Here is an 18,443-nt window from a genome sequence, read left to right as displayed (position 1 = left end):
TCGTTGTGTTCGGGGTCTGGTTCGCGAAGCCTGTGATCGGGATGCCGGTGAATCCTGCCGGACTAGAAGCCTTCCGGTGCCAGCAGGGCGACCGGGTACTCGGCGAATACATCGGCAAGCCTGGCCTGACCGGCGAACGTGCGACCGGTGAGCGTGTCGATGAAGGTGCCTGATGGCAGAGTGACGCTTGTGGTGCCCCAGCTCCCGGTGTTGCCCACCCCGCCAGGGATGCTGGCCCGCCCGGTGAGTCCGACCGGCAGCCTCGTCGCCAGCGTGAGCGCTCCGCCGCGGTCGAATCCGATGAAATGCTCGCGCGCCGGGCCCTCGGCATCCAGTGCGCGGTAGCCGGAGAACAGCTCCGAACGGTCTCGTTTCAGTCGCAATGCCCGCGAGACAACGAGAAGCTTCGCCGCCCCGGTCTCGTCGATTACCGGGCGTTTGCCCGCATCGATCTCGGCCAGCAGGGCTCGCCGTGCCTCGAAGTCGACGACGCGGCGATTGTCCGGATCGACCAGCGATGTTTCCCACAGCTCGCTTCCCTGGTACACGTCGGGAACACCGGGCGTGGTGAGCTGAATCAGCTTTGCGCTCAGCGAATTGGACCAGCCGAACGGCTCGATCCGGTGCACGAACTCAGTGAGGATGCTGTTCAGTTTCTGGTTGTCGAAACAGGCGTCGACCAGGGCATGCAGTGCGCCCTCGAACTTCGCGTCCGGTGCCGTCCACATAGTTGAGTTTCCTGCTTCGCGTGCAGCCTTTTCAGCGTACGCGTGCAAGCGATCCCGGCTGATCGGCCAGGCGCCAACGACTGCCTGCCAGATCAGGTTCGAGAGCGGCCCGTCCGGGAGCGGGGAGAGCCCCGAGACCTCCGCAAGCAGGCCGGCCCATTCCTCAGGCAGTTCGGCGAGCACGTCGATCCGGGCGCGTACGTCTTCGCCGCGCTTGGTGTCATGGGTGGAAAGCGTCGTCATCGCTGTCGGCGCCTGCTGCTCGCGTTCCCATTGCCGCCGGTGGAACTCATCGGGGGTGATCGCGAATTCGCTCGGATCGCCGCCCACCTCGGTCAGCGAGGTCAGCCGAGTGAACCGATAGAACGCCGTGTCCTCGACGCCCTTGGCCATCACCATTCCGGATGTTTGCTGGAACCGCTGCGCCAATGGGTCTTCCGGGTTGCCGAGCCGCGGGACCAGAGCCGTGATCACACCTTCCAGCTCGGGACGGCGGCGGAGTGATTCCTCGACTGACTCTTCCAGGTGCTGCGCACCGTCCGGAAGGTAGCTGCGGTAGACCGGGAAGTTCGCAATCAGCTCGGCGATCGCGTCAGCAGCGTCATCGACATCCGGCGCGAGCCGAGCGAGTCGAAGCACCTCGGAACGAAGTAGTCCATCCGCGATAGCCCGCTTCGTGCCGTGGATGAGTTCTTTCCACGGCTCACGTTCGCCGCCGCACAGCCGGGCGTCAAGCTCGTCGAGCGTCTGCTGGCCCTTGCCGTCGACCAGCACCCGGTCGATATCTGCCAGCGCGTCGTAGCCGGTGGTTCCGGCCGTTGCCCAACCCTGCGGCAGAGCCTCGCCGGATTCCAGGATCTTTTCCACCAGAACATAGGTTCCACCGGTTGCCTCGGCCAACTGGTCCAGGTAGTGCTTTGGATCCAGCAAACCGTCGGGGTGATCGACGCGCAGGCCGTCAGCAAGACCCTCGTCGAACCAGCGCACGATCTCCTGGTGGGACTCGTCGAAGACCCAGGGGACTTCTACCCGGATGCCGGCAAGGGTGTTGACGCCGAAGAAACGCCGAAAGTTGAGCTCGGCGTCCGCGCGCCGCCAGTTCATCAGCTCGTAGTTCTGCCTGGCATGCACTGCGATCGGATCGATCTCGGTGCCGTCTGCGGGCAGTGTTCCGGGGGCGATCGGGAAACGATTGTCGTAGTAGCGCAGGACTGGCGTGCCGTCATCGCCGGTTTCGACGGTCAGCTTCGCCAGCTCACCACCGAGACGGTCGCCCGCCTGAGGGCTTTCGCCCGGCTGAGGGATGTCGTCATCGCCGAGCACCGGGATCCGGACCTTGCCGTTGCCGAAATCCCAGTCGACGTCGAATGCCTCCGCATACCGCGATTCCCGGCCGTGCAGCAGCAGATCCCACCACCAGACGCTCAGCGCGGGCGTGGCCGTGCCGACGTGGTTGGGCACTATGTCGATCAGCACGCCGAGCCCGGCGTCGTGTGCGGCTTTGGCCGCCGCGGCCAGGCCTTCCGCCCCTCCCCGGCTGGCATCGATCCGGGAGTGATCGATGACGTCGTAGCCGTGATCGGAATCTGGCTCGGCCGCCAGCAGAGGGGAGAGGTAAACCCAGTCCGCGCCGAGGCTGCCAAGGTAGTCCACCTGCCGGCTCACCTCATGCAGGTCGAACGACGGGCGCACCTGGATGCGGTAGGTGGACTTGGGAATCTTCATGCGTGGTCCTCGGTGCTAGCTATGCTTCGGAGCCGATTTCGGCAAGATTGACGGTGCGGCCTGCCAGCGATGCCTCCACCGAGTGGTCGGCCTCGGCGATCTCCTCGGCGTGTGCCCGCAGGACTACGATCGACTTGGCATCCACCGTGAGCGCGCTACCGGCCTTACAGCGATCCTCGTCGGTGTTCCGGCCGCCGGTGTCGATGACCACAGTCCAGGCAGGACCGTACTCCTCATTCGGCAGGCTGAAATTCACCTCGTCATCGTTGGCGTTGAAGAACATGATGAAGTGCACGTCCGTGATCGGCTCGCCGCGGTCGTCCACGCCACGGATGCCTTCGCCATTGAGCCAGACGCCGATCGATCGACCGAACCCGGAGTTCCAATCGTCGGTGATCATCTCATCGCCGTCCGAGTTGAGCCAGACCAGATCGGGAAGCGGGTCCTCTATGCCGGTCCGGACCGGATTCCCGTCGAAGAAACGGCTGCGCCGGAACGTCGGATGCTCGCTGCGCAATCTCATGATGGCGGCGGTGAATTCGATCAGCGGCTCGTCGGCGTTCTCCCAGTCGATCCAGGTCAGCTCGGAATCCTGGCAGTAGGTGTTGTTGTTGCCCTGCTGGGTGCGACCGAGTTCATCGCCGTGCAGCAGCATGGGCACGCCCTGGGAAAGCAGCAGGGTCGCGATCAGGTTGCGCTGCTGACGGGCCCGCAAGCTGAGCACCTCAGGGTCTTCGGTCGGGCCCTCCACGCCGCAGTTCCACGACCGGTTGTGTGATTCGCCATCGTTATTGTCTTCGCCGTTGGCGTCGTTGTGCTTGTCGTTGTAAGACACCAGGTCGTGCATGGTGAAACCGTCGTGAGCCGTGACGAAGTTGATCGAGGCGACGGGGCGGCGTCCGGAGTTCTCGTACAGGTCGGCGGAGCCGGCGATCCGGGAGGCGAACTCGCCGATCGTCGAAGGCTCGCCGCGCCAGAAGTCGCGGACGACGTCGCGGTACTTCCCATTCCATTCGGTCCACTGCGGGGGGAAGTTCCCTACCTGGTAGCCGCCGGGGCCGACATCCCATGGCTCGGCGATCAATTTGACCTGCGAGACCACAGGATCCTGCTGAACCAGCTCGAAGAACGTCGAAAGCCGGTCGACATCATAGAACTCGCGAGCCAGCGCGGAGGCAAGGTCGAAGCGGAAGCCGTCGACATGCATTTCCAGCACCCAGTAGCGCAGCGAGTCCATCAGGAGTTGCAGCGAGTGCGGTTGCCTGACGTTCAGCGTGTTGCCGGTGCCGGTGTAGTCCATGTAATGCTCGGGATCGTCGTCGACGAGCCGGTAGTAGTGCGCATTATCGATGCCGCGGAACGACATCGTTGGCCCGAGATGGTTGCCCTCTGCCGTGTGGTTGTAGACCACGTCAAGGATGACTTCGATACCCGCGTTGTGCAGGGCTCGAACCATCGATTTGAATTCCTGAACCTGCTGACCGGCATTCCCGGTTGCGGCGTACTTGTTGTGCGGCGCGAAGAAACCGATCGTGTTGTAGCCCCAGTAGTTCGAGAGACCCTTCTGCAGCAAGGTGTCGTCCTGTACGAACTGGTGCACCGGCATCAGTTCGATCGCGGTGATGCCGAGACGCTGCAGGTGGCTGATGATTGCCGGGTGGGCGACGCCCGCGTAGGTTCCGCGCTGTTCCTCCGGGACCTCGGGGTGCTGAGCGGTCAGGCCCTTGACGTGAGCTTCGTAGATGACGCTCTGATAATAGGGAGTCTTCGGGGCGCGATCGCCCTGCCAATCGAAGTACGGGTTGATCACGACGCCGTGCATCATGTGCTTGGCGGAGTCCGCATCGTTGCGGGTTTCCGGTGAGCCGAACTCGTAGGAGTACATCGCCTGGTCCCAGTCGATATCGCCGGCGACGGCCTTCGCATAGGGGTCGAGCAGAAGCTTATTGGGGTTGCAGCGTTGGCCCTGCTTCGGATCGTACGGTCCGTGAATGCGGTAGCCATAGCGCTGGCCGGGTTCCACCTGTGGGAGATAGCAATGCCAGACGTAGGCATCAGACTCGGTGACCGGAATGCGAGTCTCGGTGCCATCTTCGTCGAACAGGCAGAGCTCCACCGATTCGGCTGCTTCGCTGAAGAGCGTGAAATTCGTTCCAGAGCCGTCGTACGTGGCGCCAAGCGGATAGGGGGTACCCGGCCAAACCTGCATTAGTTCTCCTGTGTGGTGTTCCGGCCGAGGCCTCGTCGTTCAACCTTACTGGGCAGTCGCCCGGGAGTTCGACTTGTCCCGCTGACCGGGACCGATGTTTACCGCCGGGGCAGTATGGGTATCTACCTGCTGATAGCTGGACCCAACGGTGAACCGGGACATTTCCCAGTTCCTGTCGACCATGCGTTTGGAGTACGACATGATCACGACCGACCAGATTCGAGATTTCATCAGCACCGGCGGATTGGTAGTCGGAAGCGACGGCAACAAGATCGGCAAGGCCGGGCAGGTCTTTCTCGATGATGAGACCGACCAGCCGGAGTGGGTCACCGTGAACACGGGACTTTTCGGCATGGGGGAATCATTCGTTCCGCTGTCCCAGGCAGAGATAACCGGAGACACCATCAGGGTGCCGTTCGATAAACACACGGTGAAGGACGCGCCCCGTATCGACACGAAGGACGCTGCGCTGAGCGCGCAGGAAGAGGAGCAGCTGTACCGGCATTACGGCCAGGAGTATTCGCCGCGGGCAGCGCAGGGTTCGGATGCCCGGGACGGCCGGGGGCTGGATCGGGACGAGCGTGGGCTGGATTCGAACGAGCGGGATGAGCGCGGCTCTGGCGCGGCGGATGGCCGGGACGACCGTGGGCTGGATTCGGACGAGCGGGATGAGCGCGGGCTGGATTCGGACGAGCGGGATGAGCGCGGCTCTGGCGCGGCGGATGAGCGGCCGTTTCCTCCCGTTCCCGCACGACCCGCATCATCCCCTGAAGCGGGGGATACCTCAGCGGACGAGTCAAGGTTTGAACGGACATCGCGAGCGCCCGACGAGGAATCCGGCCGCCGCGATCAGGTTGGTGCCGGGAACGACCGGGGCCCCGAGGGATTGCGGCTGCGCAAGTTCGTCGTCACGGAGACGGTCACCATGCATGTTCCGGTCAGTCGCGAGAAAGTGGAGGTCGTCGATGAAGGAGGAAATGAAGGAGGCGGCGAACCAGCCGAGGGGCGGCGTGTCGACGACGATCCGCAGGGTCGCCAGGGCACGACAGACACCGACTCACGCCAATAGAAGAGGTAGCGAGCTGGGACGTTCTACCAAGTAGTCATCCGACGTACAAGGAGGAGTGCCGTGAGTGAGAACAGAGGATCGCACCCGATGGACCAGGATCCTGACCGCCGGGACCATGACCGTGATCGAGGCGCAGACGATGTGAACCGGCGGGTTGACACCGACGACGATCGCAATGCGGGCGTCGCCGACCGGCATCCGAGCCAGCGTATCGACGAGGAGCGGGTGAAGCCTGCGAAAACAAGTGCGGCAGCCGTGTTCTCGCTGGTCTGCGGACTGATTGCGCTGCTCATTGTTCTGGTGGTTGTGCCCGCACCGCTTGCACTGGTGCTGAGCATCATCGGGATCATTCTGGGCATCGTCGGCGTAAAGATGTCCAAGCGGATAGGCATCACCGGCAAAGGCGTCGCCATCAGCGGGATTGTGCTCTCGGTGATTGCGCTGCTTCTCTCTGCGGCGGTCATCGTCGGATTCACCACCTTCATTAATAACGATCAGGCTGTGGAACGTCTGGAGCAGCAAATCCAAAAGCTTCGGGACGAGGCGCCAAGCGACGTCAACATCCCCAACCCATAGGACGGGCGGCTAGCGGCGGCGCGCCATTTGACGTGACCGCGCCCGAGCGTGCCGTTCCGCGTGTCTGATCCTCCCGGTCGCGGCGTCTTGTATCCGGGGCGGGGCAGGTGGCCTCGGCCAGCTTCAGGTACGTGCGTTTGTCGCGGCGCAATCGGGCATGCCATTCAGCGGGCCCCGACGGTGATGTGTAAATCCCTGCCGTTCCATGTCAGACTGGGTGGCGCGGATGCTCGTTACCGAAGTGGTCGTCTACGTTCAGTGGACTGCCGCTGCGGGCTTTGAGCCTCCAAGGAGAGCTGACTGAGCGGCCGAAAGTGACGGTCTTGAAAACCGTTGTGCGGGTGAACCCCGTACCGTGGGTTCGAATCCCACGCTCTCCGCCCTTGTGATGAGTCGCGACATCGTTCACAATGAGCCCGCCCTGGTCTTCGGACCGGGGCGGGCTTTGTGTGCCGTGTGTTGCTTCGGAGTGTTCTTTCCCGCTGCCCGAGTGACAGAGTAGGGGCGTCAAGACGCTGATCCATCGAACTTAACCTGTCAGTCGCGATGTCACGCGCCATCGCCCGGCCGTATTCACTCCGGCTTGCGCGCCTCGATCAGGAAGCGCGTGGTGTGGGCGACGAAGGACCCGTCACGCCGGATCTGCTGGTCCAGTTCTTCGAGGCGCCCTCGATACTGGTCCACGGTGAACCCCGGGACCATCCAGATCACCTTCCTCAGGAAGTAGATCACCGCCCCTATGTCGAAGAACTCGGTACGTAGCGATTCCGAACGCAGCTCGGTGATCTGCAGTCCCGCGTCCTCCGCGCCGCGACGGGCGTCGTCTGGATGCCGTCCGCGCCGCACCTCCTCCGGCTGCGGTCCGAGAAAGTACTCGACCAGTTCAAATACGCTGGCCGGGCCAACCTGCTGGGAGAAGTACGTCCCTCCCGGCTGGAGCACCCGGGCGATTTCGCCCCACCAGACGGTCACCGGATGGCGGCTGACCACCAGGTCGAAAGCCTCGTCGGCGAACGGCAGCGGCGGCTCATCCTCGTCTGCCACCACAACGGCACCCCTCGGATGCAGCAGCCGGGTTGCCTTGTCAACGTTCGGTGGCCACGATTCGGTCGCCACCGTCAGCGGGGCCAGCCGCGGAAGCCCGGCAAGCACCTCGCCGCCGCCGGTCTGGATGTCCAGTGCGGCGGCCGCATCCGGCAGTCGCTCAGCCAGCATCCGTTGGTAGCCCCAGGATGGACGTTGCTCCGTTGCTCGGCCGTCGAGCCACGAGAAGTCCCAGCCATCGACGGAAACCGCCTGGGCTTCAGCCACCAGATCATCGAAAGTTCGTGACATTTCCTTGCTATCTCCTCGCTGAAGAATTCGTGCCGAGAACGGAACAGGCGCATTCCCCGAGAACGCAACAGGCACGTGCCCCGAGGACGTTACTCGCCGGCGCGCGTGCCTGTTGCGTTGTGCTTAGAGTCTCTCCAACAGTTCCATTTCGGCGTCTGGGTGGATCTCCCCGGTCTCCTTGTTGACTACCGAGTCAATCCGGCCCTGAAGCTCCTATTCCGTGGCGATCACGCCGAGCTCTGCCACGATGTCGTCCTCACTAGCAACGGAATGTTCCGGGTCAGAGGTTTTCGACATAGCGATCTTTGACCTCGCCCTGGTCAGCCACCGGCTTGGCGGCCTGGTCAGCCTCCGGTTTGGCGTCGTCGTGGTTCAGCCGCGATTTCACTCCCTCGCTGGCTTTTCTGAATGCCTGCTCGGCCTGGTCCTGCACGACCGGGGCCTTTTCCTTAACGGTCTGTTGGACTTCGGAGACCTTTTCCTGAACCTTGGGATCGCTCCAGAGTTCCTGCGCCCGCACTTTCAGTTTCTCGTAGCTCTCCCGTCCGGCCCGGGTACCAAGCACGTAACCGATACCAATGCCGGCCGCGAGTAGAATCTTGCCCTTCATGAGAAATCCTTTCGTCAGGCTTCTTATGCTCCCTTGAACATAGCCGCGATACGGGCAGCCCTCAAGGCCTGGGGCAAGGTCCGCCCTATTGTGAAAAGCTGAGCGACCTGAGCAGCCTGCCATCGGTCATGGTCAGTACGTCGTGCATCCTCGGAAGGTGCGACCGGTCATGGGTGACCAGCATGGTCGCCGTCTCGCGTTCCGCGGTCAGTTGCAGCACCAGGTCGATGATTGCCGAACCGCGCTCCTGGTCGAGGGCACTGGTCGGCTCGTCGACGATCAGCACGGAAGGGTCGTTCATCAGCGCGCGGGCAATATTGATCCGCTGACGCTGCCCGCCGGAAAGCTGATGTGGTCGCTTGTCCCGCTGGCCGGACAGACCGACCGCGTCAAGTAGTTCGGCTGCTCGGGCCTGGACGACCAAGTGACGCCGGCGGCTTTTCCGCTGGCCAAGTTCGTTCATCACCGTCAACTGTTCGGTTGCGGTCAGCGATGGCAGCAGATTGGGCTGCTGGAATACGACTCCGACGGTCTCGCGGCGCAGCCGGGCCGTTTCGACCTTCGTCATGCCGGTGACATCCACGCCGTCGATGCTCACCAGCCCGGAATCAGGTGCTATCAGGGTCGCGGCGACGGCCAGCAGGCTCGACTTCCCGGATCCCGATGGGCCGGTGATCCCGGTGACTGTTCCCCTGGTCACCTCGAGTGAGGCGTTGTCGATTGCGGTCACCCGTGAGTCGCCATCGGGGAAGGTCAGAGTGATGTTTGAAAGGCTGATCATCGGTTGCTTCCTAACGCCGTGAGTGGGTCTGCGGTGGTCACCGAGCGAAGCGCGAATGCGGCGCCGGCCAGCCCGAGTGCGATCATCGCGCACGCTGGCAGCAAGGTTGTGAAAGGGCTCAGCACAAACGGCAGCGCGGTGCCTGCAAGTGCGCCGAGCGCGGCGGTCAGGCCGATACCGGTGCCGACTCCGAGCAGCAGCACGATCAGCGCCTGACCCAGGGCGTCCCGGATCAGTGCGGAGTTCGACGCGCCGAGCGCCTTGAGAACCGCAACGTCACCGCGGCGCTGGATCGTCCAGACAGTGAAGAACGCGCCGATAGCAAGCGCCGAAATGCCGAACAGCATGACGACCATCATCAGCAGCGAACCGATCTCCGATCGGAACGAGCCGATCGCGGTGAGCGAACCGAGCACGGTCGTTGACGTTGTCTCCGCCTGCTTGTCGAGGGCGTCGAAATCCGTTGAACTCCCGCCTGTCGCCGCTGTGACGGCGAGAACGGTGGCGAAGGCATCGGGGCTGCCGGTCCTGGTTTCGTAGTCCTGCCAGTCCTCCAGATTCATCCAGATGACGGGCGTGTGGCTGTACCAAGCATCTCCGGTGACTGCCTCGACGGTGAATTCCGCGTCCGCGATCCGGATCGAGTCTCCCGATGCGGCATCCAGGTCAGCTGCCGCTGCCTGTGACAGCACCAGCTTGCCGGTTCCGGCGGGGGCATCGCCGGAGTATCCGGGCTGCACGCCGAACAGTGCGACGCTGGCCTGCGCCTGTCCGGACGCCTTGGTCTGACTGATGCCGATCGGGTTGACCGTGCCGATGCCCGGGGAATCTTCCCAGCCATCGGCGGTGTCCCGGGTCAGCTCCGAGTCGCCGTATGACATCTCCGCGCCGTCGGCTGGTTCGGAGAAGACGATACGGTCGGCATCGAGCTGCTGGATAACAGAAATGTTCTGGTTGGCCAGGCCGGCGGTCAGGCCGCTCAGAAAGCCGACCAAGAGGGTAATGAGTGTGACGACGGTCCCGATTAGCAGGAACCGTCCCTTTGCGAATCGGATGTCTCGCCAGGCGACGAACATGGTTGAAGAACCTACTTAACTAGATGTGGTGGTACTTCAACTCTCGTACTTTCCTTCGCCGCGATCATCGTGCGGGCGACCGGGATTCCTGTGGCGATGGTTTGGCAATTCCGTCGAACTTTCGATGGATGAACCGTCGGCATCATGCCGATAGCCTTGTTGAATGAACCGTTCCGCGCTGACCCCTGTCTTCCTGGGGCTGCGCGCAGGGCTGCACATCCTGTTCGGCGGCCTGATCGCCGTCGTCATCATCAGGGCGGCCTACCAGCACACCGGTTCGGCGCTGCCGACGATCAGCCTGGCGGTGGTCTTTGCGGCCAGCTATGCCATCGGCGGGTTCCTGGTTTCATCCACACAGGCGACACGGCGGGTACCTATCGCGCTGTGGCTCGGCCTGCTGACGATCGAGTGGCTGGTCCTGGTCTGGTGGAGCCCGGACGCGGCGTATCTGGTCTTCGCCCTGTTCTTTCTGTATCTGCACCTGCTGCCCGGCTGGGCCGGGCCAGCGGCGGTCGCGCTGTCGGTGACGCTGGCGATAGTCGCGATCGGCTTTCACAACGGATTCACCATCGGCGGAGTCGTCGGGCCATTGGTCGGCGCCCTGGTGGCGATCGCGATCGGCCTGGGATACCGGGCGTTGTACCGGGAGTCCGTCGAGCGCGAGAAGCTGCTCACGGATCTGGTCGCCGCACAGCGACAGCTGGCGGCGAGTGAGCGGGAGGCGGGCGTTCTTGGTGAGCGGGCCCGGCTTGCCCGCGAAATTCACGACACCGTGGCGCAGGGATTGTCGAGCATCCAGATGCTGTTGCATGCCGCGGAACGGGAGGCCCCCACACATCCGGGAATCGACCACATCCGGCTGGCCCGGGAGACCGCCGCGGACAACCTGGGGGAGGCCCGGCGATTCATCCGGGAGCTTACGCCTCGTCCGCTCGAACAGGAATCCCTGGCCGCGGCCCTGCGCCGCGTTGCCGCTGGCACCTCATCGGCGAGCCGGGTGCCGGTAGCGGTCACGGTCGCAGGGTCACCCCGTGAGCTGCCGATGCCGGTGGAAGCCACCATGCTGCGGGTTGCCCAGAGTGCGCTCGCAAATGTCGTGCAGCACGCGCAGGCGGAACACGCCACGGTTACTCTGAGCTTCATGGATGACGAAGTCCGCCTCGACGTGGTCGACGACGGAGTCGGGTTCGATGTCGACAGCACCATTGCGGCACAACAAGCCGGGCGCGGAGAGTCGTTCGGGCTGACCGCAATGCAGGAACGGGTGGCCCAGGTCGGTGGACTGCTGACGATCGAATCCGCTCCGGGAGCGGGAGCCGCAGTGTCGCTGGCGTTCGAGAGCGAGGCGGCGTGATCCGGGTGTTGATTTGCGACGATCACCCGATAGTGCGAGCCGGACTCAGGGCGCTGCTGGCTGCCGAGGACGACATCGAGGTGGTCGGCGAGGCAGAAAGCGCCGAAACGGCTGTCATCGCCGCACGGGAAATTCCAGCCGAGCTGGTGTTGATGGACCTTCAGTTCGGCGGCGAGATGCACGGCGCGGAAGCCACCAGACAGATCCGAAGCCAGACCGAGTCGGCAGAATCCGGTCATTCCGCGCCCTACGTCTTGGTGCTCACCAACTACGAGACTGATGCCGATATTCTCGGGGCCGTGGAGGCCGGAGCCTCCGGTTACCTGTTGAAGGATGCCCCGCCCGACGAGTTGCTCGCGGCAATCCGGCTGGCGGCGGCGGGACAGACGGCGCTCGCGCCGAAAATTACCGCCCGGCTGATGAACAGGGTGCGCTCACCGCGGGCAAATCTGAGCCAACGGGAGCTCGAGGTGCTTGGCCACGTGGCCGAGGGCCAGACCAACGCGGAGATCGCCCGGGCACTCTTCCTGAGCGAGACCACTGTGAAGTCGCATCTCGTGCACATCTTCACAAAGCTGGACGTTGCGACCAGGACATCCGCCGTGAGCAAAGCCCGGCGGCTGGGGCTGATTCGAAGCAGCTGAGCGGCCGACCTCTGATCCGAAGCAGTTGAGCGGCCGACCTCTGATCCGAAGCAGTTGAGCGGCTGGGCCGACTTAGATCAGCGACATTCCGCCGTCACGAATGACTTCGCTGCGCTCGCGGTCGGTCATCCTGCCTACCGGCCGCCGCGCGGCGTTCCCGGCGGAACGGATGTCCAAAATTTTGCGGCCAGCGATGGAGAGACTGATGATCGACTTACCCTTGGCTGAAGCTGTGCGTGACAAAGTAATGTGTCCTTTTTCGATTGACTGCCGGTGCTGATGTTCTTTGTTCCGGATCCGCGGGGCCGGGCGAAAGCGGCAGTCCCGGCGTTAGCGTGAAGCCGCCGTTCGCGTGAAGAGGGCTCGCCTGCGCTGATCCATGATGGTGGCGGTGCTGCTTGCATTGCCACATATTCAGCTTAGGTTCTGGGCCGGTGCTCCTGGCGCCGTTCTGCCATGAGCTTGCTCACGTCCGGCGTGAATCGGCTCACGTCCGGCGTGAATCGGCTCACGTCCGGCGTGAATCGGCTCACGTCCGGCGTGAATCGCCTCACGGCAGCGTGATCCAGGTAACTCGTCTTGCGGGGTTCTAAGACACCGGGCGGGTGATGGCGACCAGGATGTCGTAAAGCGAACTAGTCGAGCCGGCCGACCGCATTGTGCCGTCCGGATCGATCAGCGCGTCAAAGAGCTGCTGTTCGTGGGTGGCGCCCAGAATGGTGATCGCCTCGCTGAAGGAGACGGTGAACTCCCGGCGGGTCAGCTCCAGTCCTTCCTTGAGGATGTCGCCGAAGGCCTTCCGGACCTCACTCTCCAGGGCGCTGTACCGGGCAGCGACCTGCGGATTGCGGATGGCGTACAGCTTGAGTTCGCTTTGGGCCAGAACCCATTCCCGGTCGCTGCGCTGCACCGCAAGGAAAGCGTCGATGGCGCGGGTCAGAACCTGGTTCTGCGCCTCTTCGGTCTGTGGTCCGGCGGGTTTGAGCACCGTGTCGACGATGTGTCGAAGTGCCTCGACATGCCTTGACTGCTGATGTTCGACGAGTTCGAAGAACAGCTCGTCCTTCGAACTGAAATTGGAGTAGAAGGCACCGCGGGTGAACCCTGCCTGATCGCAGATCTCCTCGACACTGGCGCCCAGAATTCCGCGCTCCGCGAATACGGACATGGCAGCGGACATCAGCCGCTCCCTGGTCTGCGCGCGGCGTGCCGTGATCGGGGAGCTGGAACTCGCTGGCACCATGTCTCCATTCTTACCTTGAAATCTGACCTGAGATGGCTCCGGATTTACGATACACGATCGTATTGAGTACAGTTGTGTATCGAAGTTGTTTGTGGCGAATGCACGTGTCACTCCCGCAGTCCAAAACTCTATGCCAGCGGAGATGCCTTGTCCTCCTTCCTGTATTCGCTCGGCCGGGCCGCCTACCGCCGTCGGGGTCGGACCCTGGCGATCTGGCTGCTGGTGCTCGTTCTGGTCGGCGGGGTCGCCGGCGTCTTCAACAAACCGTTCGACGAAAAGTTCACGCTCCCCGGAACCCAGTCCCAGGCCGCGCTCGATTCACTGAGCCTGACCTTCCCGCAGGTGAGCGGCACGACGGCGCAGCTCGTTTTCGCGACGCCGGACGGCGACTCGATCAGGGATGCCCGGTACCAGGACGCCATCGAGGACACGGCCAAGGATCTGGAGAGCATCGCACAGGTCGAAAGCGCCACCTCCCCGTTCGACGAGAACATTGACGGTGCAATCTCTGACGACGACGGCGCCGGAATCATCAGCCTGCAACTCAGGGGAGCGCAGGCAGAGATCACCGAGGAGACCAAGACGCAGCTGGAGGAGCGGGCGACCCAGTTGGTCGAAGAATTCCCCGGCTCCCAAGCCCAGGCCGGCGGCGAGGCATTCTCAGAGAACCGGCCGGGCGTCAGCATCGTTGAGGCCGTGGGGGTCGTCGTCGCGCTGGTCGTCCTGCTGCTGACCCTTGGCTCGTTCCGCGCCGCGGGCATGCCGCTGGCTACCGCCCTGCTCGGAGTCGGGATCTCGATGGCGATGGTTATCGGCGCAACAGCTTTTACCCTCATCTCGTCCACGACGCCGATGCTTGCGCTCATGCTAGGCCTGGCCGTCGGCATCGATTACGCGCTCTTCATCGTGTCCCGGCATCGCGACCAGCTCGCGGATGGGATGGAAGCCGAGGAGTCCGCGGCGCAGTCGATCGCCACGGCGGGCTCGGCGGTGATCTTCGCCGGCCTGACCGTGATGATCGCCCTGGGCGGGCTCGCGGTCGCCAACATACCGTTTCTCACCACGATGGGGATCGCCGCCGCTCTCGCGGTCGCCGTCGCCGTGCTGATTGCGCTGACTCTGCTGCCTGCCATGCTGGGCTTCGCCGGGGACAAACTGCGGCCCAAGCAGAGGAAGCCCAAGCAGAGGAAGCCGGATCAGGCCGAAGGGACTGGGCCACGAGCCGCTGGCGGCCTCGCCCGGGTCTGGGTCCGCGTGGTCACCAAGTGGCCGATCGTCACAATCCTGATCGTCGTGGCCGGCCTCGGCGTTGTCTCACTTCCGGCCCAGGACCTTCGCCTGGCCCTGCCGGACAATGGTTCCGCCCCGGCCGGCAGTCCGGCCCGGACGACTTACGATCTGGTCTCGGAGAACTTCGGCGAGGGATACAACGGTCCGCTCATCGTCACCGCCGAGATCGTCGGCTCGGACGACCCGCTCGGCGTGATGGACGGGATCGCGGACGATATCCGTGCCCTTCCCGGCGTGGCCGACGTGCCGCTGGCGACGCCGAACGAGAACGCGGACACCGGCATCATCCAGGTGATACCGGAATCCGCACCGGATTCGGAAGGGACGAAGCAACTCGTCGCCGACATCCGCGGTATGAGCCCGCAGTTCGAGGATGAGTACGGCGTGGAAACCGCCGTCACCGGATTCACGGCGGTCGGCATCGATGTCTCCGACCGGCTCGGAAAGGCGCTGCTGCCATTCGGGATTCTCGTCGTCGGCCTCTCACTCGTGCTGCTCACCATGGTGTTCCGCTCGATCGCGGTGCCGCTCAAGGCGACGATCGGCTACCTGCTGAGTGTTGCCGCATCATTCGGAGCGGTCGCCGCGGTGTTCGAGTACGGCTGGTTCGCCGACCTGCTGAACGTCGAGGATGTCGGCCCGGTGATCAGCTTCCTGCCCATCCTCCTGATGGGCGTGCTCTTCGGCCTGGCGATGGACTATGAGGTCTTCCTGGTCGCGAGGATTCGCGAGGACTACGTGCACGGCAAATCCGCGCATCAGGCAATCGAATCGGGCTTTGTCGCCTCATCCCGGGTGGTGGCGGCCGCCGCGATCATCATGTTCGCGGTTTTCGCCTCCTTCGTGCCGACGGGCGAAGGCGTGATCAAGGCAATCGCTCTCGGCTTGGCGGTCGGCGTCTTCGTCGACGCCTTCGTGGTGCGGATGACCCTGGTTCCCGCAGTCCTGGCGCTGCTTGGCAGGCGCGCGTGGTGGCTTCCGAAGTGGCTGGATCGGGTGCTGCCGTCCTTCGACGTCGAGGGCGAATCGCTGCACCACCAGTTGTCCCTGGCGTCCTGGCCGAGCCCGGACAGCAACCACCGGATCTATGCCGAAGGACTTACCATGCGCAGCCAGTTGGGTACGGCGTTCAGCGACGTCGATATCGCCCTGCAGCCAGGTGAGCTGCTTGTTATCGAAGGTCAGCCCGGTGCAGGCAAGACATCGTTGATGCTGAGCCTCTCCGGCCGGATGCAGTTCACCGAAGGTCGGGCAAAGACCGCTGGATTCGTGCTGCCGGAGCAGGCGGGCGCGGTGCGCTCGCGGACCGGTTTCGTCGCTGTGCGGTCCGAAAGCGACGTGTGCACGGATATCCGGAGGGCCAACCACGGCCGTCCCGACATCCTGTTCATCGATGACGCCGATCGGGTGCAGTCCTTCGATGCCCGGCAGGCGATCGCCACCCTGATCTACGACGTGACCTCTGGAGCATCGGGCCAGTCACTGGTGATCGGTGTCGGCGATGCCGGCGCCCTGGCCGACCTGTTACCGCCAGATTATTTGCGTCTGAGCCTCAACAGGACTTACGAACCTCTCAGTGTCCACAATGCAGAAGGAACCCGTTAATGCCATCGCTTATCGAACCTGCCGCAGGACGCAAGGTCACCTGGCTTTCCGTCCTCGGGTTGGTACTGATCCCGCTCGTTGTCGCGGGAGGCTTCGTCTGGGCCAACTGGAACTCGGCCGACCGTCTCGACCGCGTTCAGGCCGCGATCGTGAATCTCGACGAGCCGGTCAAGGTCGGCGACCAGACGGTTCCGCTTGGCAGGGAACTGTCCGGCGGGCTTGTCGATGGTGGCAATCAGGAGAACTACGACTGGGTGCTCAGCGATCAGAATGATGCGAAGCAGGGAGTGGAATCCGGCAAGTATGCTGCCGTCGTCACGATCCCGAGCAATTTCTCCGCCGCCGCCACCTCGTATTCGAAAGACGAGCCTGAGGCCGCCGAACAGGCCACGCTTGAGGTCACGACGTCAAAGGTGAAGGGGCTGGCCGACTCTGCACTGAGCCAGGCGATTGCTTCCGCGGCGACCTCGACCCTGAACCGGCAGCTTACCGAAACCTATCTGGACAACATCTATGTCGGTTTCAACGATATCGGTGAGCAGTTCTCCTCGGTGGCCGACGCTTCGGGCCAACTAGCCGATGGTGCTTCGGAACTCAGCAAGGGTATCGGTCAGGCAGACCAGGGGAGCCAGGACCTGGCCTCGGGACTGACCGAGCTCAGCGGGGGAGCCGGAGAGCTTGCCGAAGGCACCTCGCAGCTGAATGCCGGAGTCAGCGGCCTGGCGAAAGGCCTGTCGAAACTGGAAGCCGGCACGGCTCAGCTGCCGGCCCAGACCCGGCAATTGGCCAACGGCGCGGATGAGCTTGCCTCCGGGGCGGATGGAATCGGTGACGGCGCCTCGGAACTGGCCGGCGGGGCGGAGAAGCTCGATGAGCAGGTGCCAAAGCTCGCCGATGGCGCGGAAGGCCTGGAATCCGGCGCTACTGAGCTGGCCGATGGGCTATCCGGCCTTTCAACCGGCGTGCAGGCGCAGTCGAAGGTCATTCAGGGCCTCGTCTCTGCGTGCGCCGCGGCGCCAGCGGATCCGGTGTGCCAGCAGCTCGGGGTGAACGAACAATCGGCAAAGCTCAAGGAACTGTCGACCCGGCTGCCCCAGGGAGCGGAACAATCTGCCGACGGCGCGAAGAAGCTCGCCACGGGAGCGGGAAGCTATGCTGCCGGGGTCGACAAATTCGGCACGGGTGTCGGCAAGCTTGCCTCAGGAGCCGATGATCTGGCGGCCGGTGGCAGCCAGCTGTCCGACGGCGCCAACGCGTTTGCCCAGGGCACGCAGAAGCTGGCGGATGGGATGCCCAATCTGGCGGCCGGGATCTCCGGCGCGGCGGAGGGCTCGAAACAGCTCGCAACGGGTGCTGCGAAACTCGACGGCGGCGCGCAGGCCCTTGCGAAGGGAACCGAGCAATCGGCTGATGGAGCCGACAAGTTCTCGGCGGGCATCGGCAAGCTGGCCGACGGCGGAGAGCAGCTGGATTCCGGAAGCCAGCAGCTTGCCGACGGGCTCGATAAGGGCGCCAAGCAGATACCAAGTTATTCCGCCACCGAGCGGTCGACGCTGTCAACCGTTGTGGCCGAGCCGGTAAAGCAGTCCGGCGTCAGTCCGTCGATCTTCGCCGACGTCACCGCGGCCGGCCTGCTGACAGCCATCGCGCTGTGGATCGGCGCCCTGGTCACCTACCTTGTGGTCCGTGCTGTGACCAGCCGTGCGCTGCTTTCGGCCAAGCCATCGTGGATGCTGGCCATGCAGGGAATCGCTCCCGGCGTCGCTATTGCCGCTGTGCAGGCCCTCGTGCTTACGATCCTGATCCAGGTGATTCTTGGCCTCTCCCTCGGCAGATTGTGCGAGGTCTTCGTCTTCACGCTGCTGGCCGGCACGACGTTCGTCGCGATCAACCATGCGCTGGTGGCGTGGTTCGGCGGGTTTGGGCGGTTCATCTCAGTCGTCCTCGTCGTGCTGACCGCTGCCGGCGGAGTGACCTCCGCTGTGCCCGGCTTCTTCGACGCGATCGGGCCAGTTCTGCCGCTGACGCCGGCAACGGACGGCATCATGGCCATCGCCAGCGGCGGCCCCGGAATCGGGGCCGCCGCGGCCGGGCTATTTGGTTGGCTGATCGTCGCCGTCGTGGCGAGCATCCTGGCGGTCGTCCGCCAGCGGAGCGTGACACCGGCCCGGCTGGCGAAGCTGCAGGGGGCATGACGC

General features: G+C 64.0%; 15 protein-coding genes and 1 tRNA gene. 8 read left to right on the top strand and 8 right to left on the bottom strand.

The genetic code is table 11. The annotated features are described in order from the left end of the window. Positions 1 to 62: 62 nt before the first annotated feature. Together treY and glgX are read right to left on the bottom strand one after the other, a co-directional pair. On the bottom strand, positions 63 to 2,453 hold the full coding sequence (treY, locus tag LWF01_RS14095; RefSeq protein WP_349637994.1) for a malto-oligosyltrehalose synthase: 2,391 nt from the start codon (positions 2,451 to 2,453) through the stop codon (positions 63 to 65). Between the two features lie 19 nt (positions 2,454 to 2,472). Next, positions 2,473 to 4,662 (bottom strand): glycogen debranching protein GlgX, encoded by a 2,190-nt coding sequence (glgX, locus tag LWF01_RS14090; RefSeq protein WP_349637993.1) that lies wholly within the window; start codon positions 4,660 to 4,662, stop codon positions 2,473 to 2,475. Between the two features lie 199 nt (positions 4,663 to 4,861). Between glgX and LWF01_RS14085 the strand changes: the two genes are divergently transcribed. The 3 genes from LWF01_RS14085 (at position 4,862) to LWF01_RS14075 (ending at position 6,687) form a co-directional block, all read left to right on the top strand. Then, positions 4,862 to 5,731 (top strand): PRC-barrel domain-containing protein, encoded by an 870-nt coding sequence (locus tag LWF01_RS14085; protein WP_349637992.1) that lies wholly within the window; start codon positions 4,862 to 4,864, stop codon positions 5,729 to 5,731. A 60-nt stretch (positions 5,732 to 5,791) separates the two neighbouring features. Continuing rightward, positions 5,792 to 6,307 (top strand): DUF4190 domain-containing protein, encoded by a 516-nt coding sequence (locus LWF01_RS14080; RefSeq protein ID WP_349637991.1) that lies wholly within the window; start codon positions 5,792 to 5,794, stop codon positions 6,305 to 6,307. 290 nt (positions 6,308 to 6,597) lie between these two features. Further along, positions 6,598 to 6,687: transfer RNA gene (locus LWF01_RS14075), tRNA-Ser, on the top strand. A gap of 193 nt (positions 6,688 to 6,880) precedes the next feature. On the opposite strand, the gene LWF01_RS14070 is transcribed toward LWF01_RS14075, so the two are convergent. From LWF01_RS14070 to LWF01_RS14055, 4 genes are all read right to left on the bottom strand, one after another. Beyond that, on the bottom strand, positions 6,881 to 7,642 hold the full coding sequence (locus tag LWF01_RS14070) for a class I SAM-dependent methyltransferase (protein ID WP_349637990.1): 762 nt from the start codon (positions 7,640 to 7,642) through the stop codon (positions 6,881 to 6,883). Between the two features lie 280 nt (positions 7,643 to 7,922). Further along, positions 7,923 to 8,252 (bottom strand): YtxH domain-containing protein, encoded by a 330-nt coding sequence (locus LWF01_RS14065; protein ID WP_349637989.1) that lies wholly within the window; start codon positions 8,250 to 8,252, stop codon positions 7,923 to 7,925. Between the two features lie 85 nt (positions 8,253 to 8,337). Further along, positions 8,338 to 9,033, bottom strand: coding sequence for an ABC transporter ATP-binding protein (locus tag LWF01_RS14060; RefSeq protein ID WP_349637988.1), 696 nt, complete (start codon positions 9,031 to 9,033; stop codon positions 8,338 to 8,340). Beyond that, positions 9,030 to 10,109, bottom strand: coding sequence for an FtsX-like permease family protein (locus tag LWF01_RS14055; RefSeq protein ID WP_349637987.1), 1,080 nt, complete (start codon positions 10,107 to 10,109; stop codon positions 9,030 to 9,032). The genes LWF01_RS14060 and LWF01_RS14055 overlap by 4 nt, the downstream gene beginning before the upstream one ends. A 163-nt stretch (positions 10,110 to 10,272) precedes the next feature. Between LWF01_RS14055 and LWF01_RS14050 the strand changes: the two genes are divergently transcribed. Together LWF01_RS14050 and LWF01_RS14045 are read left to right on the top strand one after the other, a co-directional pair. Continuing rightward, positions 10,273 to 11,463, top strand: a complete 1,191-nt coding sequence (locus tag LWF01_RS14050) for a sensor histidine kinase (RefSeq protein ID WP_349637986.1) — start codon at positions 10,273 to 10,275, stop codon at positions 11,461 to 11,463. Then, on the top strand, positions 11,460 to 12,107 hold the full coding sequence (locus LWF01_RS14045) for a response regulator transcription factor (protein WP_349637985.1): 648 nt from the start codon (positions 11,460 to 11,462) through the stop codon (positions 12,105 to 12,107). Before LWF01_RS14050 ends, LWF01_RS14045 begins: the two co-directional genes overlap by 4 nt. Before the next feature lie 72 nt (positions 12,108 to 12,179). Here LWF01_RS14045 and LWF01_RS14040 read toward each other — a convergent pair whose 3' ends face one another. Further along, positions 12,180 to 12,350 carry a hypothetical protein gene (locus LWF01_RS14040; RefSeq protein ID WP_349637984.1) on the bottom strand — a complete coding sequence of 57 codons (171 nt, stop codon included), beginning with the start codon at positions 12,348 to 12,350 and terminating at the stop codon, positions 12,180 to 12,182. A 213-nt stretch (positions 12,351 to 12,563) separates the two neighbouring features. Here LWF01_RS14040 and LWF01_RS19285 point away from each other — a divergent pair, with 213 nt between their 5' ends. Further along, positions 12,564 to 12,671 carry a hypothetical protein gene (locus LWF01_RS19285; protein WP_432761965.1) on the top strand — a complete coding sequence of 36 codons (108 nt, stop codon included), beginning with the start codon at positions 12,564 to 12,566 and terminating at the stop codon, positions 12,669 to 12,671. 25 nt (positions 12,672 to 12,696) lie between these two features. Here the strand turns inward: LWF01_RS19285 and LWF01_RS14035 are convergent, their stop codons facing one another. Continuing rightward, positions 12,697 to 13,350, bottom strand: a complete 654-nt coding sequence (locus tag LWF01_RS14035; RefSeq protein WP_349637983.1) for a TetR/AcrR family transcriptional regulator — start codon at positions 13,348 to 13,350, stop codon at positions 12,697 to 12,699. 147 nt (positions 13,351 to 13,497) lie between these two features. On the opposite strand from LWF01_RS14035, the gene LWF01_RS14030 reads away from it, so the two are divergent. Together LWF01_RS14030 and LWF01_RS14025 are read left to right on the top strand one after the other, a co-directional pair. Continuing rightward, positions 13,498 to 16,245 carry an efflux RND transporter permease subunit gene (locus tag LWF01_RS14030; protein WP_349637982.1) on the top strand — a complete coding sequence of 916 codons (2,748 nt, stop codon included), beginning with the start codon at positions 13,498 to 13,500 and terminating at the stop codon, positions 16,243 to 16,245. Further along, positions 16,245 to 18,440 (top strand): YhgE/Pip domain-containing protein, encoded by a 2,196-nt coding sequence (locus LWF01_RS14025; RefSeq protein ID WP_349637981.1) that lies wholly within the window; start codon positions 16,245 to 16,247, stop codon positions 18,438 to 18,440. The genes LWF01_RS14030 and LWF01_RS14025 overlap by 1 nt, the downstream gene beginning before the upstream one ends. The last annotated feature ends 3 nt before the right edge of the window (positions 18,441 to 18,443 follow it).

The organism is Saxibacter everestensis (assembly GCF_025787225.1).
Taxonomy (GTDB): domain Bacteria; phylum Actinomycetota; class Actinomycetes; order Actinomycetales; family Brevibacteriaceae; genus Saxibacter; species Saxibacter everestensis.
The sequence above is the reverse complement of the archived record's forward strand: the minus strand, read 5'-3'. Positions and strand labels throughout refer to the sequence as shown.